Raw genomic sequence first — 16,863 nt, forward strand, 5'->3', positions numbered from 1 at the left:
AGCGTGTAGCGGGGCAAATCAGAAAGTCGCAGGGGCTATTGAAAAAATGCGGATGCCGAGTGGTGAGGTAAGCGCGCAGTGGGCGTTGGCTATCAGGCCGGGATTACAGGCTCGGTAACTCCCACCGCCCCTGGTCGATTTCAAGCAGCGTCGGCCCCTGGCGATCAGCGGCGGCACGTAAAGCCGTGCGCAACGCTTCAATGCCTTGGACGCTTTGCGCCGCGCAGCCCAGGGCCTTGGCCACACCGATAAAGTCCGGCGTGTAGATGTCCACACCCACTGGCTCGATGTCACGGTTGACCATGTACTTCTTGATCTCTTCATACCCCTGGTTATTCCACAACAGCACGATCACCGGTGTACGGGCCTCCACCGCGCTGGCCAGTTCTGGCAGGGTGAATTGCAGCCCGCCGTCGCCGATCAGGCACACGACCGGTTGGCCATCGCCGCGCCCGAGCCAGGCGCCAATGGCGGCGGGCAGGGCATAACCCAGGGTGCCGTACCCGGTGGAGGCGTTGAACCAGCGGCGTGGGTGGTCGAGGTTCAGGGTCAGGTTGCCGCTGTACACCGGTTGAGTGGAGTCGCCCACGAACACCGCGCCGGGCAGTTCCTCCAGAACGACGTTGAGAAACCGGGTTTGCGCGCGCGTCGCAGCGTCCCACGCAGGTTCCAGCTCGGCCCACAAGCGGGCGACGCGTGCGGTGCCCCAATCGGGCGTGTGAGGCGCCAATGGCTGGCGGTTCACTTCGGTGAGCAGCGCCTGGGCAGCGATGCGTGCGTCGGCCACTAGCGCCACTTGAGGCGGGTAGTTGCGTACGGTCTGGTCCGGGTCGATATCAACGCGCAGTAGCGCACCGGGAATGTCGAAACCGCCGGCGAAGGTGACGTCGTAGTCGGTTTCGGCCAATTCCGTGCCGATGGCCAGCACCACGTCGGCTTCAGCCACCAAGGCACGGGTGGCGAGCAGGGTTTGCGTGGAGCCGATCAGCAGCGGGTGCGCGGCGGGCAGCATGCCCTTGGCGTTAATGGTGAGGGCCACGGGCGCGCCGAGGGCTTCTGCGAGACGGGTCAGTTCGGCGGCTGCGTCAATGGCGCCGCCACCGGCCAGGATCAGCGGGCGCTTGGCCGCAGCCAGCCTCTGGCTCATCTGCTGCACGGCCGCCGGTGCTGCGCCGGCGCGGGCGACACTGACGGGCGTGCTGCCCAGCAATGCGTCGGCATTTTCCACCAGTACATCCAGGGGAATCTCGATATGCACCGGGCGCGGCCGACCGGCCTGGAACAACGCGAATGCCCGCGCCAGCACACTTGGCAGTTCCGCCGCCGACATCAAGGTGTGGGAGAACGCCGCCACCCCGGCCACCAGCGCGCTCTGGTTCGGCAGCTCATGCAACTTGCCGCGCCCGCCGCCCAGTTGGCTGCGTGACTGCACGCTGGATATCACCAGCATCGGGATCGAGTCGGCATAGGCTTGGCCCATGGCTGTGGTGATATTGGTCATGCCGGGGCCGGTGATGATAAAGCACACGCCGGGCTTGCCACGGGTGCGCGCATAACCGTCGGCCATGAAGCCGGCGCCCTGTTCGTGGCGCGGGGTGACATGCCGGATGCTGGAGCGCGCCAAGCCCCGGTACAGCTCCACGGTGTGTACGCCGGGAATGCCGAATACGTGGTCCACGCCGTAGCGTTCCAGGAGGTGCACCAATACTTCGCCGCAGGTCGCCATACAGGTCGCTCTTGTGAGGGATTCGAAGCGCTATTGGAGCGGTTGGCCGGTGGCGGCAACAATGGATAAAAAGTCATACTCGCCATGTCCTCCCGTCATGGCTGTGCCCCGATGAAACGCCTCCCACCGTTACCTGCGTTGCACACCTTCTGGGTCACGGCCCAGTGCTGCAACTTCACCCGTGCCGCCGAACACCTGCACATCACCCAGGGCGCGGTGAGCCGGCAGGTGGCCGGGCTGGAAAGCCAGTTGGGCTATGCCTTGTTCCAGCGCCAGGCGCGCGGCTTGTGCCTGACGCAGGAGGGGCGCGAATGGCTGGTGTGCACGCAGCAGGTGTTTGGCTTGCTCGCTGAGGCTGTGGAGCACATCGGTGACCGGCGCCGAACCTTGCAGCTCAAAGCGTCCACCTGCGTGATGCGCTGGCTGTTACCGCGCTTGCTGCACTGGCAAAAAGAACGCCCGGATGTGCCGGTGGAGCTCACCACGACGGTGGCCTATAACGTCGACTTTCGTCGTGAGCCGTTTGACGCGGCGGTGATCTATGGGCCCATCGCCGAGCAGCCGGCCGAGGCGCGGCATCTGTTCGACGAGCGCCTTACGCCGGTCTGCGTGCCTGGGTTGCTGGGCAGTTTGCGTACGCCGCAGGATTTGCAGCATCAGGTGCTGTTGCACCCGACCCGAGACGAGCGCGACTGGGCGTTGTGGCTCAAGGCTGCCAATGCCTGCTTGAGCGATCCCGTCCAACGGCATCACTTCGAAACGTTGGACTTGGCAATGACTGTGGCGTCCCAGGGCACCGGGGTGGCGATGGGTGACAGTGCGCTGATTGGCGAGGATCTGAAGGCGGGGCGGTTGGCGATGCCGTTTGAGCTGCGGGTGTCGACGGGGATGGGCTATTACTTGGTGTATCCGCCGGGGAAGGAACCGTCGGTTGGGTTGGTCGAGCTGATGGATTGGTTGGTCAGTGAGGCCGGTGTGGGATGATAGCCAACGCCTATCTACCTGACTCGCCGCGATCCAACTGTGGAAGCTGGCTTGCCTGCGATGACGCCCTGAAAGCCGACATTTATCCACCTGACACCCCACGATCCAACTGTGGGAGCGGGCTTGCTCGCGAAGGCGGCCTGGCAGGCGACACAGTTGGATTGTGTACATATCCATTGCTGCGGTAACGGCCGCTTAGGGTTCCGCCCTGACGGCGGCTCACTTTTGAAAAGCGCAAAAGTAAGCAAAACGCTCTTGCCCCACCACTCGGCACCTCGCTTAGGCTCGGTGTGCCCGTAATCCGCCAGTGATTTGGGGGGCCGCCGCCACGCGCCATCCATGGCGCGGGGCGGCTAAACCGGCATCCCTGCCGGTTTACCCCCCAAATCCCTGTCGAATTCCGGCCAGCGTGGTTTAACGGGGCGCCTAAGATCAAAAGCAGATCAAAAGCAGATCAAAAGCAGAGCAAGAGCTACTCGCTTCGCATCGTGGTTAGCGTTGACGGCGTTGGGTCAGTAGCCGACGGTGAAGCGCTGGCGAGAGTGCTTCGGGTTTTCTACTTCATCCAGCATGGCGATGGCGAAGTCGGCAAAACTGATCGAGCTAGTGCCGTCACTGCTCACCAGCAGATCATCCTTGCCCAGGCGGAATTTGCCGGTGCGCTCGGTGCCGTCGAACAGGGCCGAGGGCGACAGGAAGGTCCAGTCCAGTTCTTTTTCCTGGCGCAGCGTTTCCAGGAAGTCAGCTCCTGCACTGGCTTCAGCTTTATATTCAGCCGGGAAGCCTTCGCTGTCGATCACGCGTCCGCCACCGGGCAACAGCAGCGAACCTGCGCCGCCGACCACCAACAAACGTTTCACGCCGGCCTTTTTCACCGGGCCGATCACGGCGCTGGCGGGGAGGGTGGAGAAGTGCGCGGCGCTGATCACCACGTCGCTGCCGCTGATGGCTTGTTGCAAGGCCTTGGCATCCAGGGCATCGGCCTGTTTGACCGTAACGCCTGGGCGCACAGCCAGCTTGTCGGTATTGCGGGCGATGGCGGTCACGGTATGCCCGCGACGCAGTGCTTCTTCCAGCAGTTGGCTACCGGCGCGGCCGGTGGCACCAATGATTGCAATCTTGCTCATGATGTTCTCCAACAGGGTTAGGGTTTAAAACCAATCACCACTTCATTTCGCCCTTGGCGACTTTGGCGCTCAGTTCCAGCGAGCTTTCGTCGGCGAGGGTGGGGTAGCGTTTTTTCATGGCCGCAATCAGTGCGGCGGAATCCTTGGCCTTGGCGGTTTCGAGGTCGAAGGCCTTGATGTAATCGGCGGTGAAGGTGACCGAGGCCAGCGACGGCTTGCCCAGGTAATGGCCCGGCACCACGGTGTTGGGCTTCAGGTCTTCAATGCGCTTGAGGGTGGCCAACCAGTCTTTATGGGATTGCGCGCTCTGGGTATCGGCCATCCAGACGTGGATATTTTCAGCGACCACCACACCACCGACCACGGCCTTGATCGACGGGATCCACACAAAGCTGCGATCCGGCTGCGGGCCGTCAAGGCCCACCACTTCAAGCTGTTGCCCTTCCAGGGTCAGGCTGTGGCCTTTAAGCACTTGCGGCACAAGGGTCTTGGCCGGTTTGTCGGCACCCATTTTCGGGCCCCAGAAGGCCAGCTTGTCGGCGACGGTGGCGTTGATATGGTCCACCACTGGCTGCGGCGCCAGCACCTTGGCGTCGGGGAAGGCGGCGGTCAGGGTGTCGAGGCCGAAGTAGTAGTCCGGGTCGCCATGGCTGATGTAGATGGTGGTCAGGTGCTTGCCGCTGGCGCGGATCTTCTGCACCAGTTGCTCGGCTTGGCCTTTGCCGAATTGCGCATCCACCAGGATCGCGTCTTTCTCGCCGCTCACCAGCACCGAGCTGACCGGGAAGATCGCGGCTTCGCCTGGGTTGTACACGTCCAGTGTCAGCTCTGCCGCCGTTGCGTGGGCAGCGAAGGCGAGGGCGGCGGTGGCCAGGGTCAAGCGTTTGAAGGTCGAGAACATCGGGCAGCTCCTGCCATCGGTAAGGGATGCACAGAGCTTAGTTGCATAAAACGCAACAAAAAATGCGATGCTGGGACATAGTTTGTTTCTAAAAGCGGGCAAATCATGGATCGTCTTCAAGCAATGCGCGTGTTTGTCACCGTGGTGGACCTGGGCAGCCAATCCGCCGCTGCCGACCACCTGGACCTCTCGCGCCCGGTGGTCTCGCGCTACCTGGCCGAACTGGAAGACTGGGTGGGCGCACGCCTGCTGCACCGCACCACGCGCAAGCTCAGCCTCACCGCCGCCGGGGGAGAAACGCTGCCGCGTTGCCGGCAATTGTTGGACTTGTGTGGGGATATGCAGGCCGCCGTCAGCGAGCCCGATGACGCGCCTCGAGGCCTGTTACGCCTGAGCGTCAGCACCTCGTTCGGCCAGGCGCAACTGGGCGCGGCGATTGCCGAGTACGTCAAACGCTACCCGTTGGTGACGGTCGATTTACAGATGCTCGACCGCACGGTGAACCTGGTGGACGAGCGCATTGACCTGGCGATCCGCACCAGCAACGACCTGGACCCCAACCTGATCGCCCGGCGCCTGACCGTATGCCGCTCGGTGGTGTGCGCCACACCGGCCTATCTGCGCGAGCATCCGGCGCCGCAGAAAGTCGAAGACCTGGCCCGGCACAACTGCCTGACCCACTCTTACTTCGGCAAAAGCCTGTGGCATTTCGAAGAAAATGGCGAACACGTGTCGGTGCCGGTCCACGGCAATATCACGGCCAACGAGGCCAGCACGTTAATGCGCGTGACGCTGGCCGGGGCAGGGGTGGCGATGCTGCCCAGTTATCAGGCTGGTGAGCTGATTCGCAGTGGGGAGTTGGTGCGCTTGCTGCCGCACGCCGAGCCACGCCAGATGAATATTTACGCGGTGTACGCCTCACGTAAACACATGCCCTCGGCGCTGCGCAGCCTCCTGGATTTCCTGGTGCTGCGTTTCCCCGAAGAGCCTGTTTGGGACGTCGGGCTTTGAGCTGAAATAAGCGCGCTGAATGGCATCGCATCAGGGCAAGTTGACCTATGCTTTAAACAGCACCCTGTAGATCCGTTCAGAGGTCTGTGCCATGAGCATCAAAACCAGAAAGTACCTGACCATTTTCACCCTCTGCGCATTGGCGACAGCGCTGTATGGGACTGCCGCCTATCGCGTCGAGCAAACACGCATGCAGCCGGCGGCGTTCGCCATCAGCTGCCATCAGGACCAATGCGTTCCGCGCACCGGCAGTTTCAGTGCACTCAGGTAGGCTGCTCTGCCTTCAGTTGTTCACGAAACGCCTTGGGTGAAAACCCGACCCTGCGGCGAAACAGCCGTGAGAAGTTGGTCGGGTCGGAAAAGCCCAACACCTCGGACATCTCGTTGATGGTCATGCTGGTGTAGGTCAGCAGGCGCTTGGCTTCCAGCAACTGGCGGTCATGCATGATCTGCAATGCCGGCTGCCCACCCAACTCCCGACACGTCCCGTTCAAGTGTGAGACCGAGATGCCCAGCTTGTGGGCCAGGTCTTCAATCTTGGGGTGTTCGCGGTAATGCTGTTCGACCAGTTGCGTAAACCGCCGAAAGTACTCACGACCCCGCGGTGCGCGTGGATGGCGGCGTTGGATCGCCTGGCGGCTGACCCATACCAGCAACACACTGACCAGGGCGTGCAGCATCATGTCCCGTGCTGGTTGATCATCGGCGTATTCGTCCTGCAAACGCATGAACAGGCTGTTCAAGTAATCGCTGTCCTTGCCCGCTGGGTAACTGCCCAGGGTGTGCAGGCCATCGACGGTAGAGCCCAGTTGCGCCTGCAAGTGGCTGACCAGCGGCGCCGAAAGCGTCACCACGAACCCCTCCACATCCTCGGAAAAACGAAAGCCATGCACGCACAGCGGTGGCAGCACTTGCAGGCTCGACTCATTGAGCGTGGTGCGCTGGCCTTCGATTTCCAGTTGTGCCTGGCCTTTGTGCACATACAGCAACTGGCACAGGTCCGCGTGCCGGTGGGGCTGGATTTCCCACTGGTATTCCCGACTGCGCCGGGAAATGGTTTCGCAGTGCAACAAATCGGGAGTCGGCCACTGCTGGCTTTCCCCGTAAAGCTTGAAGACCGGAATCGCGGTTTTGGTCATGGTTTCAATCCGATACTCAGGATAATGGTTCGGTAATCGCCCCGATTGGCGAAAAGCACAGGTTTTGACGCAGTTTTCACCTTCTTATGCGGCTCGCTCAAGTGAAAAATGTCAGCCATAAGAGCAATGACAACTCTTTCACTCCATACGTTCGCATGAAGCTTGAAGGCCATAAAAATAATGAAAACCCTTAAAACTCAAGTCGCCATTATTGGCGCCGGTCCTTCCGGATTGTCGCTCGGCCAACTGTTGCACAATGCTGGCATCCAAACCCTTGTTCTAGAGCGCCAGAGCGCCGATTACGTGCAAGGCCGTATCCGCGCCGGTGTGTTGGAGCAGGGCATGGTCGACCTGCTGCGCGAAGCCGGGGTCAGCCAACGCATGGACGCCGAGGGTCTGGTGCACGACGGGTTCGACATTGCCCTCAATGGCCAACTCACCTCCATCGACCTCAAGGCCTTGACCGGCGGCCAGTCGGTGATGATCTACGGCCAGACCGAGGTCACCCGCGACCTGATGGCCGCCCGCGCAGCCGCTGGTGCCATCACCCTGTACGAAGCCTCCAATGTTCAGCCCCATGACCTGAAGAGTGAACAGCCGTGGCTGACCTTCGAGCATGAAGGCCAAGCCTGTCGCCTGGAGTGCGACTACATCGCCGGCTGCGATGGCTTCCATGGTGTGGCCCGCCAGTCGATACCGGCGCAAGCGCTGAAGGTGTTCGAGCGGGTCTATCCCTTCGGCTGGCTGGGCGTGTTGGCTGACACGCCGCCCGTACACGCCGAATTGGTGTACGCCAAACATACGCGGGGTTTTGCGCTGTGCAGCATGCGGTCGCCGACCCGCAGCCGTTACTACCTGCAAGTGCCGGTCGAAGAGAAGCTGGGAGACTGGTCAGATGAACGTTTCTGGGATGAACTCAAAAGCCGCCTGCCCGGCTCATTGGCCGAACAATTGGTGACCGGCCCCTCGATCGAGAAAAGCATCGCGCCGCTGCGCAGCTTTGTGGTGGAACCCATGCAGTACGGCCGCCTGTTCCTGCTCGGCGATGCCGCACACATTGTGCCGCCCACCGGCGCCAAGGGCTTGAACCTGGCGGCCAGTGATGTGAGCACCTTGTTCCGCATCTTGCTCAAGGTGTACCGCGAAGGGCGCCTGGACCTGCTGGAAAAGTACTCGGCAATCTGCCTGCGCCGGGTGTGGAAAGCCGAGCGGTTTTCCTGGTGGATGACCTCGATGCTGCATCAATTCCCACAGGCGGATGGCTTCAGCCAGCGCATTGCCGAAAGCGAGCTGGACTATTTCATTCACTCCCAGGCCGGGCGCAAAACCATCGCAGAAAATTACGTCGGCCTTCCTTACGAGCCTATCGAATAGCCTGCTATCGTATCGAGCATTCCCACCGGTGACCGTTGCCTGTGGGCCCTGCTCGAAGGTTCTGCCGTGACACACCTCAATCAGCCCGCTCCAACCGTCCCCGCCGTACGCAGTATCCTGGTCGCGCTGATGATGGCGATCTTCCTGGGTGCCCTGGACCAGACCATCGTCGCCGTGTCCATGCCGGCCATTTCTGCGCAGTTCCATGACGTCAACCTGCTGGCCTGGGTGATCTCCGGCTATATGGTGGCGATGACCGTGGCGGTGCCGATCTACGGCAAGCTGGGTGATTTGTATGGGCGTCGGCCCATGATGCTGATCGGCATGGGCGTGTTCACCCTGGCGTCGCTGTTCTGTGGCCTGGCGCAAAGCATGGAACAACTGGTGTTGGCGCGGGTGCTGCAGGGTATCGGCGCGGGTGGGATGGTCTCGGTGAGCCAGGCGATCATTGGCGACATCATTCCTCCCCGCGAGCGTGGGCGTTATCAGGGCTATTTCAGCAGCATGTACGCGGTAGCCAGCGTGGCCGGGCCGGTGTTGGGTGGCTATATGACCGAGTACCTGTCGTGGCGCTGGGTGTTTTTGATCAACCTGCCACTGGGTGCCGGCGCCTGGTACGTGGCCCATCGCACCCTGGTGGGGCTGCCGGTACCGCAGCGCAAGCCCATTATCGATTACCTCGGCACGGTGCTGATGATCATCGGCCTGACTGCCTTGTTGCTGGGCATCACCGAAATCGGCCAGGGCCATTCGTGGCATGACGATCAAGTGCTGGGGTTGCTGGCCTGCGCACTGCTGGCGCTGACTGCGTTTGTGTGGCACGAACGTCGGGCGCGAGAGCCGCTGCTGCCCATGCACTTGTTTGCCAACCACAGCGCGGTGTTGTGCTGGTGCACGATTTTTGTCACCAGTTTCCAGGCGATTTCCCTGACCGTGCTGATGCCCCTGCGTTACCAGAGCGTGACCGGCGCCGGTGCCGATAGCGCGGCCTTGCACTTGCTGCCCTTGGCGATGGGCTTGCCGATGGGCGCGTATTTCGCCGGGCGCATGACCTCGGTGACCGGCCGCTACAAACCGATGATCCTCAGCGGCGCGGTGTTGAGCCCACTGGCGATTCTCGGCATGGCCTACAGCGCGCCCCAGGCGGTGGTGCTCACCAGCGTCTTCATGTTGTTGTGCGGTATCGCCGCCGGCATGCAGTTCCCGACCTCGTTGGTGGGTACGCAGAACTCGGTGGAACAGCGGGACATCGGCGTCGCTACCAGCACCACCAACCTGTTCCGCTCCCTGGGCGGGGCAGTGGGGGTGGCCTGCATGTCGGCGTTGCTGCTGGCGCTGTTGCACGACTCCAGTTTCTCCCATCTGGCAAGCGGCGCGCTGATGGCCGAAGGCAGTTCCGGCAACGTACTGCTCGACGGCCTCAACGCCGCACCCGGCCCGGCGCAGGATGCGTTGCGCGGCGAGCTGGCGGTGACGTTTCGGCATTTGCTGATGGTGAGTGCGGCGGTGTCGCTGCTGGGGTTGGCGGCTGCGATAGCGATGCCCAACCGGGTACTGCGCGGTCGTGAAGACAAAGCCCAATAACGGTTAATCGCCCACTGTAGGAGCGAGCTTGCTCGCGAAAAACATCAACGATAACGCGGGCTTTCTGAGTGAACGCGGTGCCTTTGAGTTTTTCGCGAGCAAGCTCGCTCCTACAAAAAAGCGCTGCCCCCGCCCACCGTTTTATTGCAGTTCACATCTTGGATCAGGGGCTGTAATACCCCACCGCAACCATGAAATGCCCGCTCTTGCGCACATAGGCATGCTTGTTTTCGACCTTGCCGGTCACCGGGTTTTTCCAGCGGTATTTGTATTCGCCCTGGTCTTGTTCGGCCATCATCTGGAGGATCGGCACACCCACCGGTTTGCCATCCGGGTCCTTGATCTTGGCGAAATCGGTGTTGATCAGGCGCAGGTTGGTGCCTTGGGCGACGTAGCGCCGGGTGTTCAGGTCCACCACGAAAACGTACAGGTCATCTTGCAGGAATCCGCCCTGCAAAGAGTTGATCGCCTTGAGCGTGCCTGTTTCATCCTTGACCAACGCCTCCACCGCCTTGTTGCGCAGCGCCCGTGCCTGTTCCGGCGTGGCGCGCGGCAGGTAATAACCGACCGCCAGGATGCGTTCACCCACCCGCTGATAAAACACATGCTTGTGTTCGACCTTGCCGTCATTCCAGTTCTGCCAGCGATAGTCAGCCTGCTGGATACCCTGGCCTTCGGGCACACCAAGGGCTTGTTTGAACGAGGCTTGCAGGTCGGGCCCGAGCACCTCGGACACATCGCGACCGATCAGCGCGGAGGAGGGCCCGCCACTGGCCAGCAGCACGCCTTTTGTATCGACCACAAACACATAGCGGTCCTGGTCGATGAACTCGCCCTGACGGCTGAAGGCGGCGAAGGCCTTGTCACCTTGCTTTTGGTAGTACGCCAAGGCCTTTTCCAGCAGGGCCTTGGCGGCTTGGGCATCCGCTTCCTGTGCCGTTGCGGCATGCACCTGGCTGCAACACAACAGCAGCAGCCAGGTGAATCGCAGCAGTGTGTTCATATTCTTGAACCTCGATCTGATTGGTGTGACAGGAGCGTAGACGGCTCTTGGTCAACGCGCCGTCAGCTATAGCTGAAGAGAGACGGGTGAGCGTGATGTGCTTGAGTCGAGTTGATTTAGAACTGGGCAATCATTCAAGGGCGAAAGGATAGACCACGACTTTAGGTCCGGAAAACGTGATGCTGAATGTTTGCTCTTCAGTGGTATCGGTTCGATGAACCAGATGATACTTTCGCTTCGATACCACGGTGCCGGTGCCGTCTGGCGCGACATCGCTGCCCGAATACGGGGTGGGTGCCTGGCTGTCGAGCTTGACCTCGAAATGGACAGGATTGCCGTCGACGGCGGGGCCCAGCACCAAGTAGAGATCAGGGCGATTGAAGCGATAGACAATACGGCCGTCAGGCGCGTCCTGGGTTATTGTCTGGTTGGCGTAGTTCCATAACCCTTCCAGGCTCCAGTGATCGAGGGACAGAACGGAAGGCGCGAGATAATTCACGACTTTGTTGAGGATTACCGCGCTATCGGATACAAAATTTTCTGCTCGCATGTCACCCAGATTGAGGTGGGGTAAAATCGAGTGAGCATTCAAGAAGATTTTGCGTTGCCAATTCATATCGGGTCGATTGGGACATTCGTTGCCAAAGATCCCGTTGAAGTGCGCCTCCAGCGCTAATTGCGCTTGCTCTGTGGGCAGGGTGAGCGGCCTCGGAGCAACAGGCATTAATACGTTTTTCCAGTCCACCGAAATATGAATATAGTTTCTCGCAAGGAACGCCAGCTGTGGCGGGGAGTACGGTGTCAAGGGCATGTCGGCGCTCACTTCGTTTCGCCGAATCAGTCCCATGCGTAAAAAAGGCTTGAGGTCTTCAGGTAATGGGTATTCTGCTCTGAACAATTCCTTCTCAAACCGGCAACCGTTATGGCAGACGGTATCGAGCATTACCCAGCCAGCAATGAGCTGCAATTCGCCTTTCACCTCGCGACGACTGATACCTTGATAATAAGGCAGTGGCCGTGCAGCGTACTCGACAGAACTATGCTCCAGCAGCACATCAAGCATAGGGTCGGTTCTTAAATTATCAATTTCATCCACCACATGTTTTCTGGGATCGTAGTACGGGTTAGGCCAATAACGTTTTGGCGTAATGTGGCAAACTTCAGTTTGAACGGCAGGACCCAGTGCATAACTGCCACCTATATCGGAGTGGCAGCCGGGCAAGGGGAGTTCGACATAAGGCGGTTGCACACTGCGCAGAGGGAAGTTGTATCGATACTCATGCATGGATCGGATTTGCAGTACTTTGTTGGGGTGAATCAACCGCAATTCAATGTCCATGCCGGAAGTGTTGCCCGTGTCATGAGGGTCTTGCCATTGACCCTTATCCAATGCCCAGATACTTGCGACGCTGTCGAAGAGCCCCAGAAAATGAATATCTAGAGCGCGTGAGAGTAGTTTGTCGTGTTTTTTTAATATTTCAGCGATGGGCAGGTATATAGAGTCGTTTTTTGACATGATCATGTTGGTAAAGTGTCTTGCAATGGTGGCGCCGCGACTGAAGCCAAATACGTCAAATTCGATTTTAACGTTCTTCTGTGTTGGTAGCATGGAAGACAATAATTGCCCGATCTTTGCACAGGCTTTGGTGATTGCCATCGCATACTTCGCGAAAACGCCGTAGCCGCCTACGGTTAATGGAAGGTCAACGCCTACAGCCATCGCCAGCGTGCTATCAAAATCGTTGGTTTTTGTACCCACACCCTCGATATAAATCCCCGCTTGCAACAATGTTTCTGGCGCGGTGGTAGTGGTGTAGTATTTATAGAGTCGATAAATATTTGAAATTGCACCTTGGTAGCTGGCTCCTTTATCAGGGGTGCCAGCCAGGACGTTCAAAGCGTTATTTCCGGTTCCATCAAAGAATAATCCGATCCTTATAGTGATTGTTGGTGTATCAAGTGTCATTTGCTTGGCTCCATGCTGTTATCCAGGTACTGGGTTTTGATCGTCGGCTGATAAAAAGTGACCGTGCCGTTACCCTAGTCGTTGAATAAATTAAGCTTGGGGCCGTGAAGGGTGAAGCTGTTGATTTGCGAAAAAGGTGCAGGTGAAATTCGAATATTCATACGTTAACTTTTCAGTCGGCACGTACTTGACTGCAACACAGCAGCCCTGTGAGTCACGGCAGTGTTCATATACCCGTCGCTCGATCTTGTTGATGTGACAAGATCGAGCGACGGCCGCCCAGGAATCAGAAGGGCTTAGTTGGCAGGTATTTACCGTCCAGGGTGATGACCGCACGGGAGCCGCCGTCCGGGTCTTCGACTTTCTTGATGTCCAGTTTGAAGTTGATGGCGCTGATGATGCCGTCGCCGAACTGCTCATGCACCAGGGCCTTCAAGGTAGAGCCGTAGACCTGCAGCATTTCGTAGAAACGGTACATAGTCGGGTCGGTCGGCACACCGCTTGGGAAACTGCCGCGCAGGGGTACGCTTTGCAACAGGCGGCTGGCGTCCTCGTCGAGGCCGAGTTTGCTGCACACGATATCGGCTGCCTCCTTGGGCAGCGGGTGCTGGCCGAGCAGGGCGGCGGTGACGAATGCCAGGCTTAGCCCGGTGCCGTCGGTGAGGTCCTGCCACGACAGGTTTTTGCGTGCCTTGAGGTCGATAACGGTGTCGGCCAGGGCCAGGCGTGGGGTTTGGGCGAATTGGGATTGCAACATGGTGAGGTCCTCTTGGGTTGAATAAGGTTCAGGCGGCGTGGGCGCGGGTGCTGGGGTGGTCGAGCAGGGAGACGAAGCGCCCGGTGTGCGCGTCCAAAGCGTCAATGCCGCCGGTTTCGATGTCGTACACCCAGCCATGCAGGTTCATCCGGCCTTGTTCCAGCGCCAGGGCGACCGAAGGGTGGGTTTTGAGATTAGCCAGTTGGGCGACCACGTTTTCGCGCACCAAGGCATCCAGGCGTGCAGCGTCCGAGGCATGTGTGCGGGCGGCATTGATCACTTTGGCCGACTCGGCATGGCGCAACCAGTTGGCTACGGCGGGCAGGTGGTCCAGGCATTTGCAGGTGGAAATCGCAGTCATCGCGCCGCAGTCTGAATGCCCGCAAATCACAATGTCGCTGACGCCCAGCACCGCCACGGCATATTCGACCGTGGCCGACACGCCGCCAGGTTCCGGGCCGTAGGACGGCACGATGTTGCCGGCGTTGCGGATGACGAACAGATCACCGGGTTCCTGCTGGGTCAACAGCTCGGGGACTACGCGGCTGTCAGAGCAGGACACGAACAAGGTGCCGGGGTTTTGCGTGGTCGCCAGGTGTTTGAACAAGTCACTGCGAGGGGTAAAGGCTTCACGTTGGAATTTGCGAAAGCCGTCGATGAGATGCTGCATGGTGGTTCTCCTTGCGTCGCTGATGGGGCAAGGATGGAAGTTTTCGGTTATAGCGTCCAAGACCGGTTTATGATGCTTTCTATAAGTCATGCCTATAGTTGGAGCGCTGCCCATGCTGTTGCGTCATATCCGTTACTTGCTGGCCGTTGCCGAGCACCGCAACTTCACGCGGGCTGCCGAGGCGCTGCACGTGTCGCAGCCGACTTTGTCGCAGCAGATCAAGCAACTGGAAGAAAACCTGGGCGCGCCACTGCTGGACCGCACTGGGCGCCGCATCAGCCTGACCGACGCGGGGCAGGCCTATGTGCGTTATGCGCGGCTGGCCTTGCAGGACCTACAGGCCGGCACCCGTGCGATACACGACGTGCAGGACCTGCGCCGAGGGCATTTGCGTCTGGCGATGACGCCGACCTTTACTGCCTACCTGATCGGCCCGCTGCTGGCACGGTTCAATGCGCTGTACCCCGGCATCACCCTGAGCATCGAGGAACTGACCCAAGACCGTATCGAAGCCGCGCTGGGGGAGGACCTGCTGGATATCGGCATCGGGTTTACTGGCGAGCATGGGCTAGAGATCGACTGTGAGGCGCTGTTTGTCGAAGAGCTGAGCCTGGTCGTCAGTACCAGTCATCCCGAACGCACACAACCGGCCTGGCTCGAACAGCCTCTGGTGCTGCTGAACACTGGCTTTGCCACCCGCCGCTATATCGACGATTACTGCCACCGGCAAGGGGTTAAACCGCAGATTGCCATGGAAGCCAATTCCATCAGTGCGATTATCGAGATCGTACGCAGCACGCCCCTGGCAACTATCCTGCCCCGGGCACTGGCCGAGGCTCAGGCGGGTCTGCATGCTGTGGTGATCGAGCCTGCGTTGCCGCAGCGTACTGCGGCCTTGTTGAGCCGCAAGGGGGGGTACCGCAGTGCTGCGTGTGCGGCGTTTGTAGCGTTGATCAAGGAGTAGGGCCCGCCAGCCAACGCATCTCTATCTGACACCCCGCGATCCAAATGTGGGAGCTGGCTTGCCTGCGATGACGGCCCGCCAGCCGACGCCTTTCTACCTGATGCCCCGCGATTCAAATGTGGGAGCGGGCTTGCTCGCGAAGGCGGCCTGGCAGTCAACACAGTTGGACCGGGTACATATCCGTTATTTAGGTAACGGCCACTTAGGGTTCCGCCCTGACGGCGGCTCACTTTCGAAAAGCGCGAAAGTAAGCAAAGCGCTCTTGCCCCACCACTCGGCACCTCGCTTAGGCTCGGTGTGCCCGGAATTCGCCAGTGATTTGGGGGGCCGCCGCCACGCGCCATCCATGGCGCGGGGCGGCTAAACCGGCATCCCTGCCGGTTTACCCCCCAAATCCCTGTCGAATTCCGGCCAGCGTGGTTTAACGGGGCGCTTCAGATCAAGATCAAGATCAAGAGCGGCTCGCTTCGCATCGTGGTTAGCTTGGGCTGCAGCAGCTTTTTGTGTAGGTATTTATGGCCAAAACGCAGGCAAGCCAGCTCCCACATTTAGATGGCGCCGGCCACATTTATGGCGCAGCCAACCACTGCCCGACAATCCCCGCATACGCCCCGGTCGCCACACTCAAGTGCAACCACTGATCCACATAACTCTTCCAGGCCACATCATCGCGCGGCAGCAAAAAGGCTTTTTCACTGTACTGCATCGGTTGCTCCGGGTTGACCGCACACAAACCCGGTTTGAGCTTCTGTTGATACCGCGCCTCGCTGGCGTCGGTGATCATTACATCGGCCTTGCCCGTCAGCAGTTCATCAAAAATCGTTACGTTGTCATGCAGGCGAATTTGCGTTTGGCCCAGGTGTGCACGGGCAAACACTTCGTTGGTGCCGCCCGCCGGTTCGATTACCCGCACCTGGGGCTGGTTGATCTGTTCCACTGTCTGGTAGCGCTGCACGTCGGCGCAGCGTACCAGTGGGATCTTGCCATCGACCCCGAGCGACTGGCTGAAGAAGGCTTTTTTCTGACGCTCCAACGACACGGAAATACCGCCCACGGCGATGTCGCAGCGTTGGGCCAGAAAGTCCGGCATCAGGGTTTTCCAGGTGGTGGGCACCCAGGTGATTCTGGCGTTGAGGCTCTTGGCCAGGGACTCGGCCATGGCAATGTCGATGCCTTCGTAGCTGCCGTCGCTGCGCAGCGAGGTGTAAGGCTTGTAGTCGCCGGTGGTACACACGGTGAGGGTGCCGCGTGCAATTACTTCGTCAAGGCGTGACGCGGCGGTGTCGGCCAGGGCGACATTGGCCAGGCTTGCCAGTACACAGAGGGCCAGAGGCGCTTTCATGGAGTCGAATCCTTAGGGCACGGTCGAGGCAAGCATAATGCCCGTTTTTTGTAGGAGCGAGCTTGCTCGCGAAAAACCTGAGTGCGCCGCTGTGAATCAGGCGTCCCGCGTTTTCGTTGACGATCTTCGCGAGCAAGCTCGCTCCTACAGACTGAATGTTTAGCCAAACTGCAACCAAACTCCGTCAAGCCTGAATTGACCCGCGTATCCCACCGTGTGACGCTCCGGTATCTCTCTCACTGTGACTTGCGCATGCACGCTTGCCCCGACACTCACACCGCGACATTGCCGTCTGCGCTTGCGTTCTGGGCCTTG

General features: G+C 59.9%; 15 protein-coding genes. 6 read left to right on the forward strand and 9 right to left on the reverse strand.

Going from position 1 to position 16,863, the window contains the following annotated elements; translation table 11 throughout:
* Window positions 1–103 precede the first annotated feature (103 nt).
* Complete coding sequence (locus tag ACWHXD_RS08215; protein WP_138762193.1) at window positions 104–1,726, reverse strand: 5-guanidino-2-oxopentanoate decarboxylase; 1,623 nt, start codon at window positions 1,724–1,726, stop codon at window positions 104–106.
* Between the two features lie 111 nt (window positions 1,727–1,837).
* Here ACWHXD_RS08215 and ACWHXD_RS08220 point away from each other — a divergent pair, with 111 nt between their 5' ends.
* Window positions 1,838–2,710 (forward strand): LysR substrate-binding domain-containing protein, encoded by an 873-nt coding sequence (locus ACWHXD_RS08220; protein WP_138762192.1) that lies wholly within the window; start codon window positions 1,838–1,840, stop codon window positions 2,708–2,710.
* 512 nt (window positions 2,711–3,222) lie between these two features.
* Here ACWHXD_RS08220 and ACWHXD_RS08225 read toward each other — a convergent pair.
* Together ACWHXD_RS08225 and ACWHXD_RS08230 are read right to left on the reverse strand one after the other, a co-directional pair.
* Window positions 3,223–3,837: an NAD(P)-dependent oxidoreductase gene (locus ACWHXD_RS08225; RefSeq protein ID WP_138762190.1), complete on the reverse strand. Its 615-nt coding sequence runs from the start codon at window positions 3,835–3,837 to the stop codon at window positions 3,223–3,225.
* 34 nt (window positions 3,838–3,871) lie between these two features.
* Entirely contained in the window at window positions 3,872–4,738 is an 867-nt protein-coding gene (locus ACWHXD_RS08230) for an MBL fold metallo-hydrolase (RefSeq protein WP_138762189.1), read from the reverse strand.
* Window positions 4,739–4,843: 105 nt separating this feature from the next.
* Here ACWHXD_RS08230 and ACWHXD_RS08235 point away from each other — a divergent pair, with 105 nt between their 5' ends.
* Both ACWHXD_RS08235 and ACWHXD_RS08240 read left to right on the forward strand, forming a co-directional pair.
* Entirely contained in the window at window positions 4,844–5,749 is a 906-nt protein-coding gene (locus ACWHXD_RS08235) for a LysR family transcriptional regulator (protein ID WP_044273488.1), read from the forward strand.
* A 91-nt stretch (window positions 5,750–5,840) separates the two neighbouring features.
* Entirely contained in the window at window positions 5,841–6,020 is a 180-nt protein-coding gene (locus ACWHXD_RS08240) for a hypothetical protein (RefSeq protein WP_003189580.1), read from the forward strand.
* Here ACWHXD_RS08240 and ACWHXD_RS08245 read toward each other — a convergent pair.
* Entirely contained in the window at window positions 6,013–6,888 is an 876-nt protein-coding gene (locus ACWHXD_RS08245; RefSeq protein ID WP_003189581.1) for a helix-turn-helix domain-containing protein, read from the reverse strand. The genes ACWHXD_RS08240 and ACWHXD_RS08245 overlap by 8 nt on opposite strands.
* A 180-nt stretch (window positions 6,889–7,068) precedes the next feature.
* Here ACWHXD_RS08245 and pobA point away from each other — a divergent pair, with 180 nt between their 5' ends.
* Window positions 7,069–8,262: a 4-hydroxybenzoate 3-monooxygenase gene (gene pobA, locus ACWHXD_RS08250; RefSeq protein WP_499083787.1), complete on the forward strand. Its 1,194-nt coding sequence runs from the start codon at window positions 7,069–7,071 to the stop codon at window positions 8,260–8,262.
* 66 nt (window positions 8,263–8,328) lie between these two features.
* Window positions 8,329–9,846: an MDR family MFS transporter gene (locus tag ACWHXD_RS08255; RefSeq protein ID WP_138762187.1), complete on the forward strand. Its 1,518-nt coding sequence runs from the start codon at window positions 8,329–8,331 to the stop codon at window positions 9,844–9,846.
* Between the two features lie 163 nt (window positions 9,847–10,009).
* Here the strand turns inward: ACWHXD_RS08255 and ACWHXD_RS08260 are convergent, their stop codons facing one another.
* The 4 genes from ACWHXD_RS08260 to ACWHXD_RS08275 all read right to left on the reverse strand — a co-directional run bounded on the left by ACWHXD_RS08260 (window position 10,010) and on the right by ACWHXD_RS08275 (window position 14,242).
* Window positions 10,010–10,849, reverse strand: a complete 840-nt coding sequence (locus tag ACWHXD_RS08260; protein ID WP_138762186.1) for a cache domain-containing protein — start codon at window positions 10,847–10,849, stop codon at window positions 10,010–10,012.
* 130 nt (window positions 10,850–10,979) lie between these two features.
* Complete coding sequence (locus ACWHXD_RS08265) at window positions 10,980–12,815, reverse strand: phospholipase effector Tle1 domain-containing protein (RefSeq protein WP_138762185.1); 1,836 nt, start codon at window positions 12,813–12,815, stop codon at window positions 10,980–10,982.
* Between the two features lie 286 nt (window positions 12,816–13,101).
* Window positions 13,102–13,572: a cyanase gene (gene cynS / locus ACWHXD_RS08270; RefSeq protein ID WP_032892881.1), complete on the reverse strand. Its 471-nt coding sequence runs from the start codon at window positions 13,570–13,572 to the stop codon at window positions 13,102–13,104.
* Window positions 13,573–13,600: 28 nt separating this feature from the next.
* On the reverse strand, window positions 13,601–14,242 hold the full coding sequence (locus ACWHXD_RS08275; RefSeq protein WP_138762184.1) for a carbonic anhydrase: 642 nt from the start codon (window positions 14,240–14,242) through the stop codon (window positions 13,601–13,603).
* A 112-nt stretch (window positions 14,243–14,354) separates the two neighbouring features.
* On the opposite strand from ACWHXD_RS08275, the gene cynR reads away from it, so the two are divergent.
* Window positions 14,355–15,206: a transcriptional regulator CynR gene (cynR, locus tag ACWHXD_RS08280; RefSeq protein ID WP_138762183.1), complete on the forward strand. Its 852-nt coding sequence runs from the start codon at window positions 14,355–14,357 to the stop codon at window positions 15,204–15,206.
* A gap of 568 nt (window positions 15,207–15,774) precedes the next feature.
* On the opposite strand, the gene ACWHXD_RS08285 is transcribed toward cynR, so the two are convergent.
* Window positions 15,775–16,548, reverse strand: coding sequence for a transporter substrate-binding domain-containing protein (locus tag ACWHXD_RS08285; protein ID WP_138762182.1), 774 nt, complete (start codon window positions 16,546–16,548; stop codon window positions 15,775–15,777).
* Window positions 16,549–16,863: the final 315 nt, after the last annotated feature.

The sequence above is a fragment of the Pseudomonas fjordensis genome (genome assembly GCF_976987115.1).

Bases quoted from the DNA above. Each gene is read 5' to 3' on its own strand.
- ACWHXD_RS08215 (WP_138762193.1), bottom strand. From the start codon at position 1,726: ATGGCGACCTGCGGCGAAGTATTGGTGCACCTCCTGGAACGCTACGGC.
- ACWHXD_RS08220 (WP_138762192.1), top strand. From the start codon at position 1,838: ATGAAACGCCTCCCACCGTTACCTGCGTTGCACACCTTCTGGGTCACG.
- ACWHXD_RS08225 (WP_138762190.1), bottom strand. From the start codon at position 3,837: ATGAGCAAGATTGCAATCATTGGTGCCACCGGCCGCGCCGGTAGCCAA.
- ACWHXD_RS08230 (WP_138762189.1), bottom strand. From the start codon at position 4,738: ATGTTCTCGACCTTCAAACGCTTGACCCTGGCCACCGCCGCCCTCGCC.
- ACWHXD_RS08235 (WP_044273488.1), top strand. From the start codon at position 4,844: ATGGATCGTCTTCAAGCAATGCGCGTGTTTGTCACCGTGGTGGACCTG.
- ACWHXD_RS08240 (WP_003189580.1), top strand. From the start codon at position 5,841: ATGAGCATCAAAACCAGAAAGTACCTGACCATTTTCACCCTCTGCGCA.
- ACWHXD_RS08245 (WP_003189581.1), bottom strand. From the start codon at position 6,888: ATGACCAAAACCGCGATTCCGGTCTTCAAGCTTTACGGGGAAAGCCAG.
- pobA (WP_499083787.1), top strand. From the start codon at position 7,069: ATGAAAACCCTTAAAACTCAAGTCGCCATTATTGGCGCCGGTCCTTCC.
- ACWHXD_RS08260 (WP_138762186.1), bottom strand. From the start codon at position 10,849: ATGAACACACTGCTGCGATTCACCTGGCTGCTGCTGTTGTGTTGCAGC.
- ACWHXD_RS08265 (WP_138762185.1), bottom strand. From the start codon at position 12,815: ATGACACTTGATACACCAACAATCACTATAAGGATCGGATTATTCTTT.
- cynS (WP_032892881.1), bottom strand. From the start codon at position 13,572: ATGTTGCAATCCCAATTCGCCCAAACCCCACGCCTGGCCCTGGCCGAC.
- ACWHXD_RS08275 (WP_138762184.1), bottom strand. From the start codon at position 14,242: ATGCAGCATCTCATCGACGGCTTTCGCAAATTCCAACGTGAAGCCTTT.
- cynR (WP_138762183.1), top strand. From the start codon at position 14,355: ATGCTGTTGCGTCATATCCGTTACTTGCTGGCCGTTGCCGAGCACCGC.
- ACWHXD_RS08285 (WP_138762182.1), bottom strand. From the start codon at position 16,548: ATGAAAGCGCCTCTGGCCCTCTGTGTACTGGCAAGCCTGGCCAATGTC.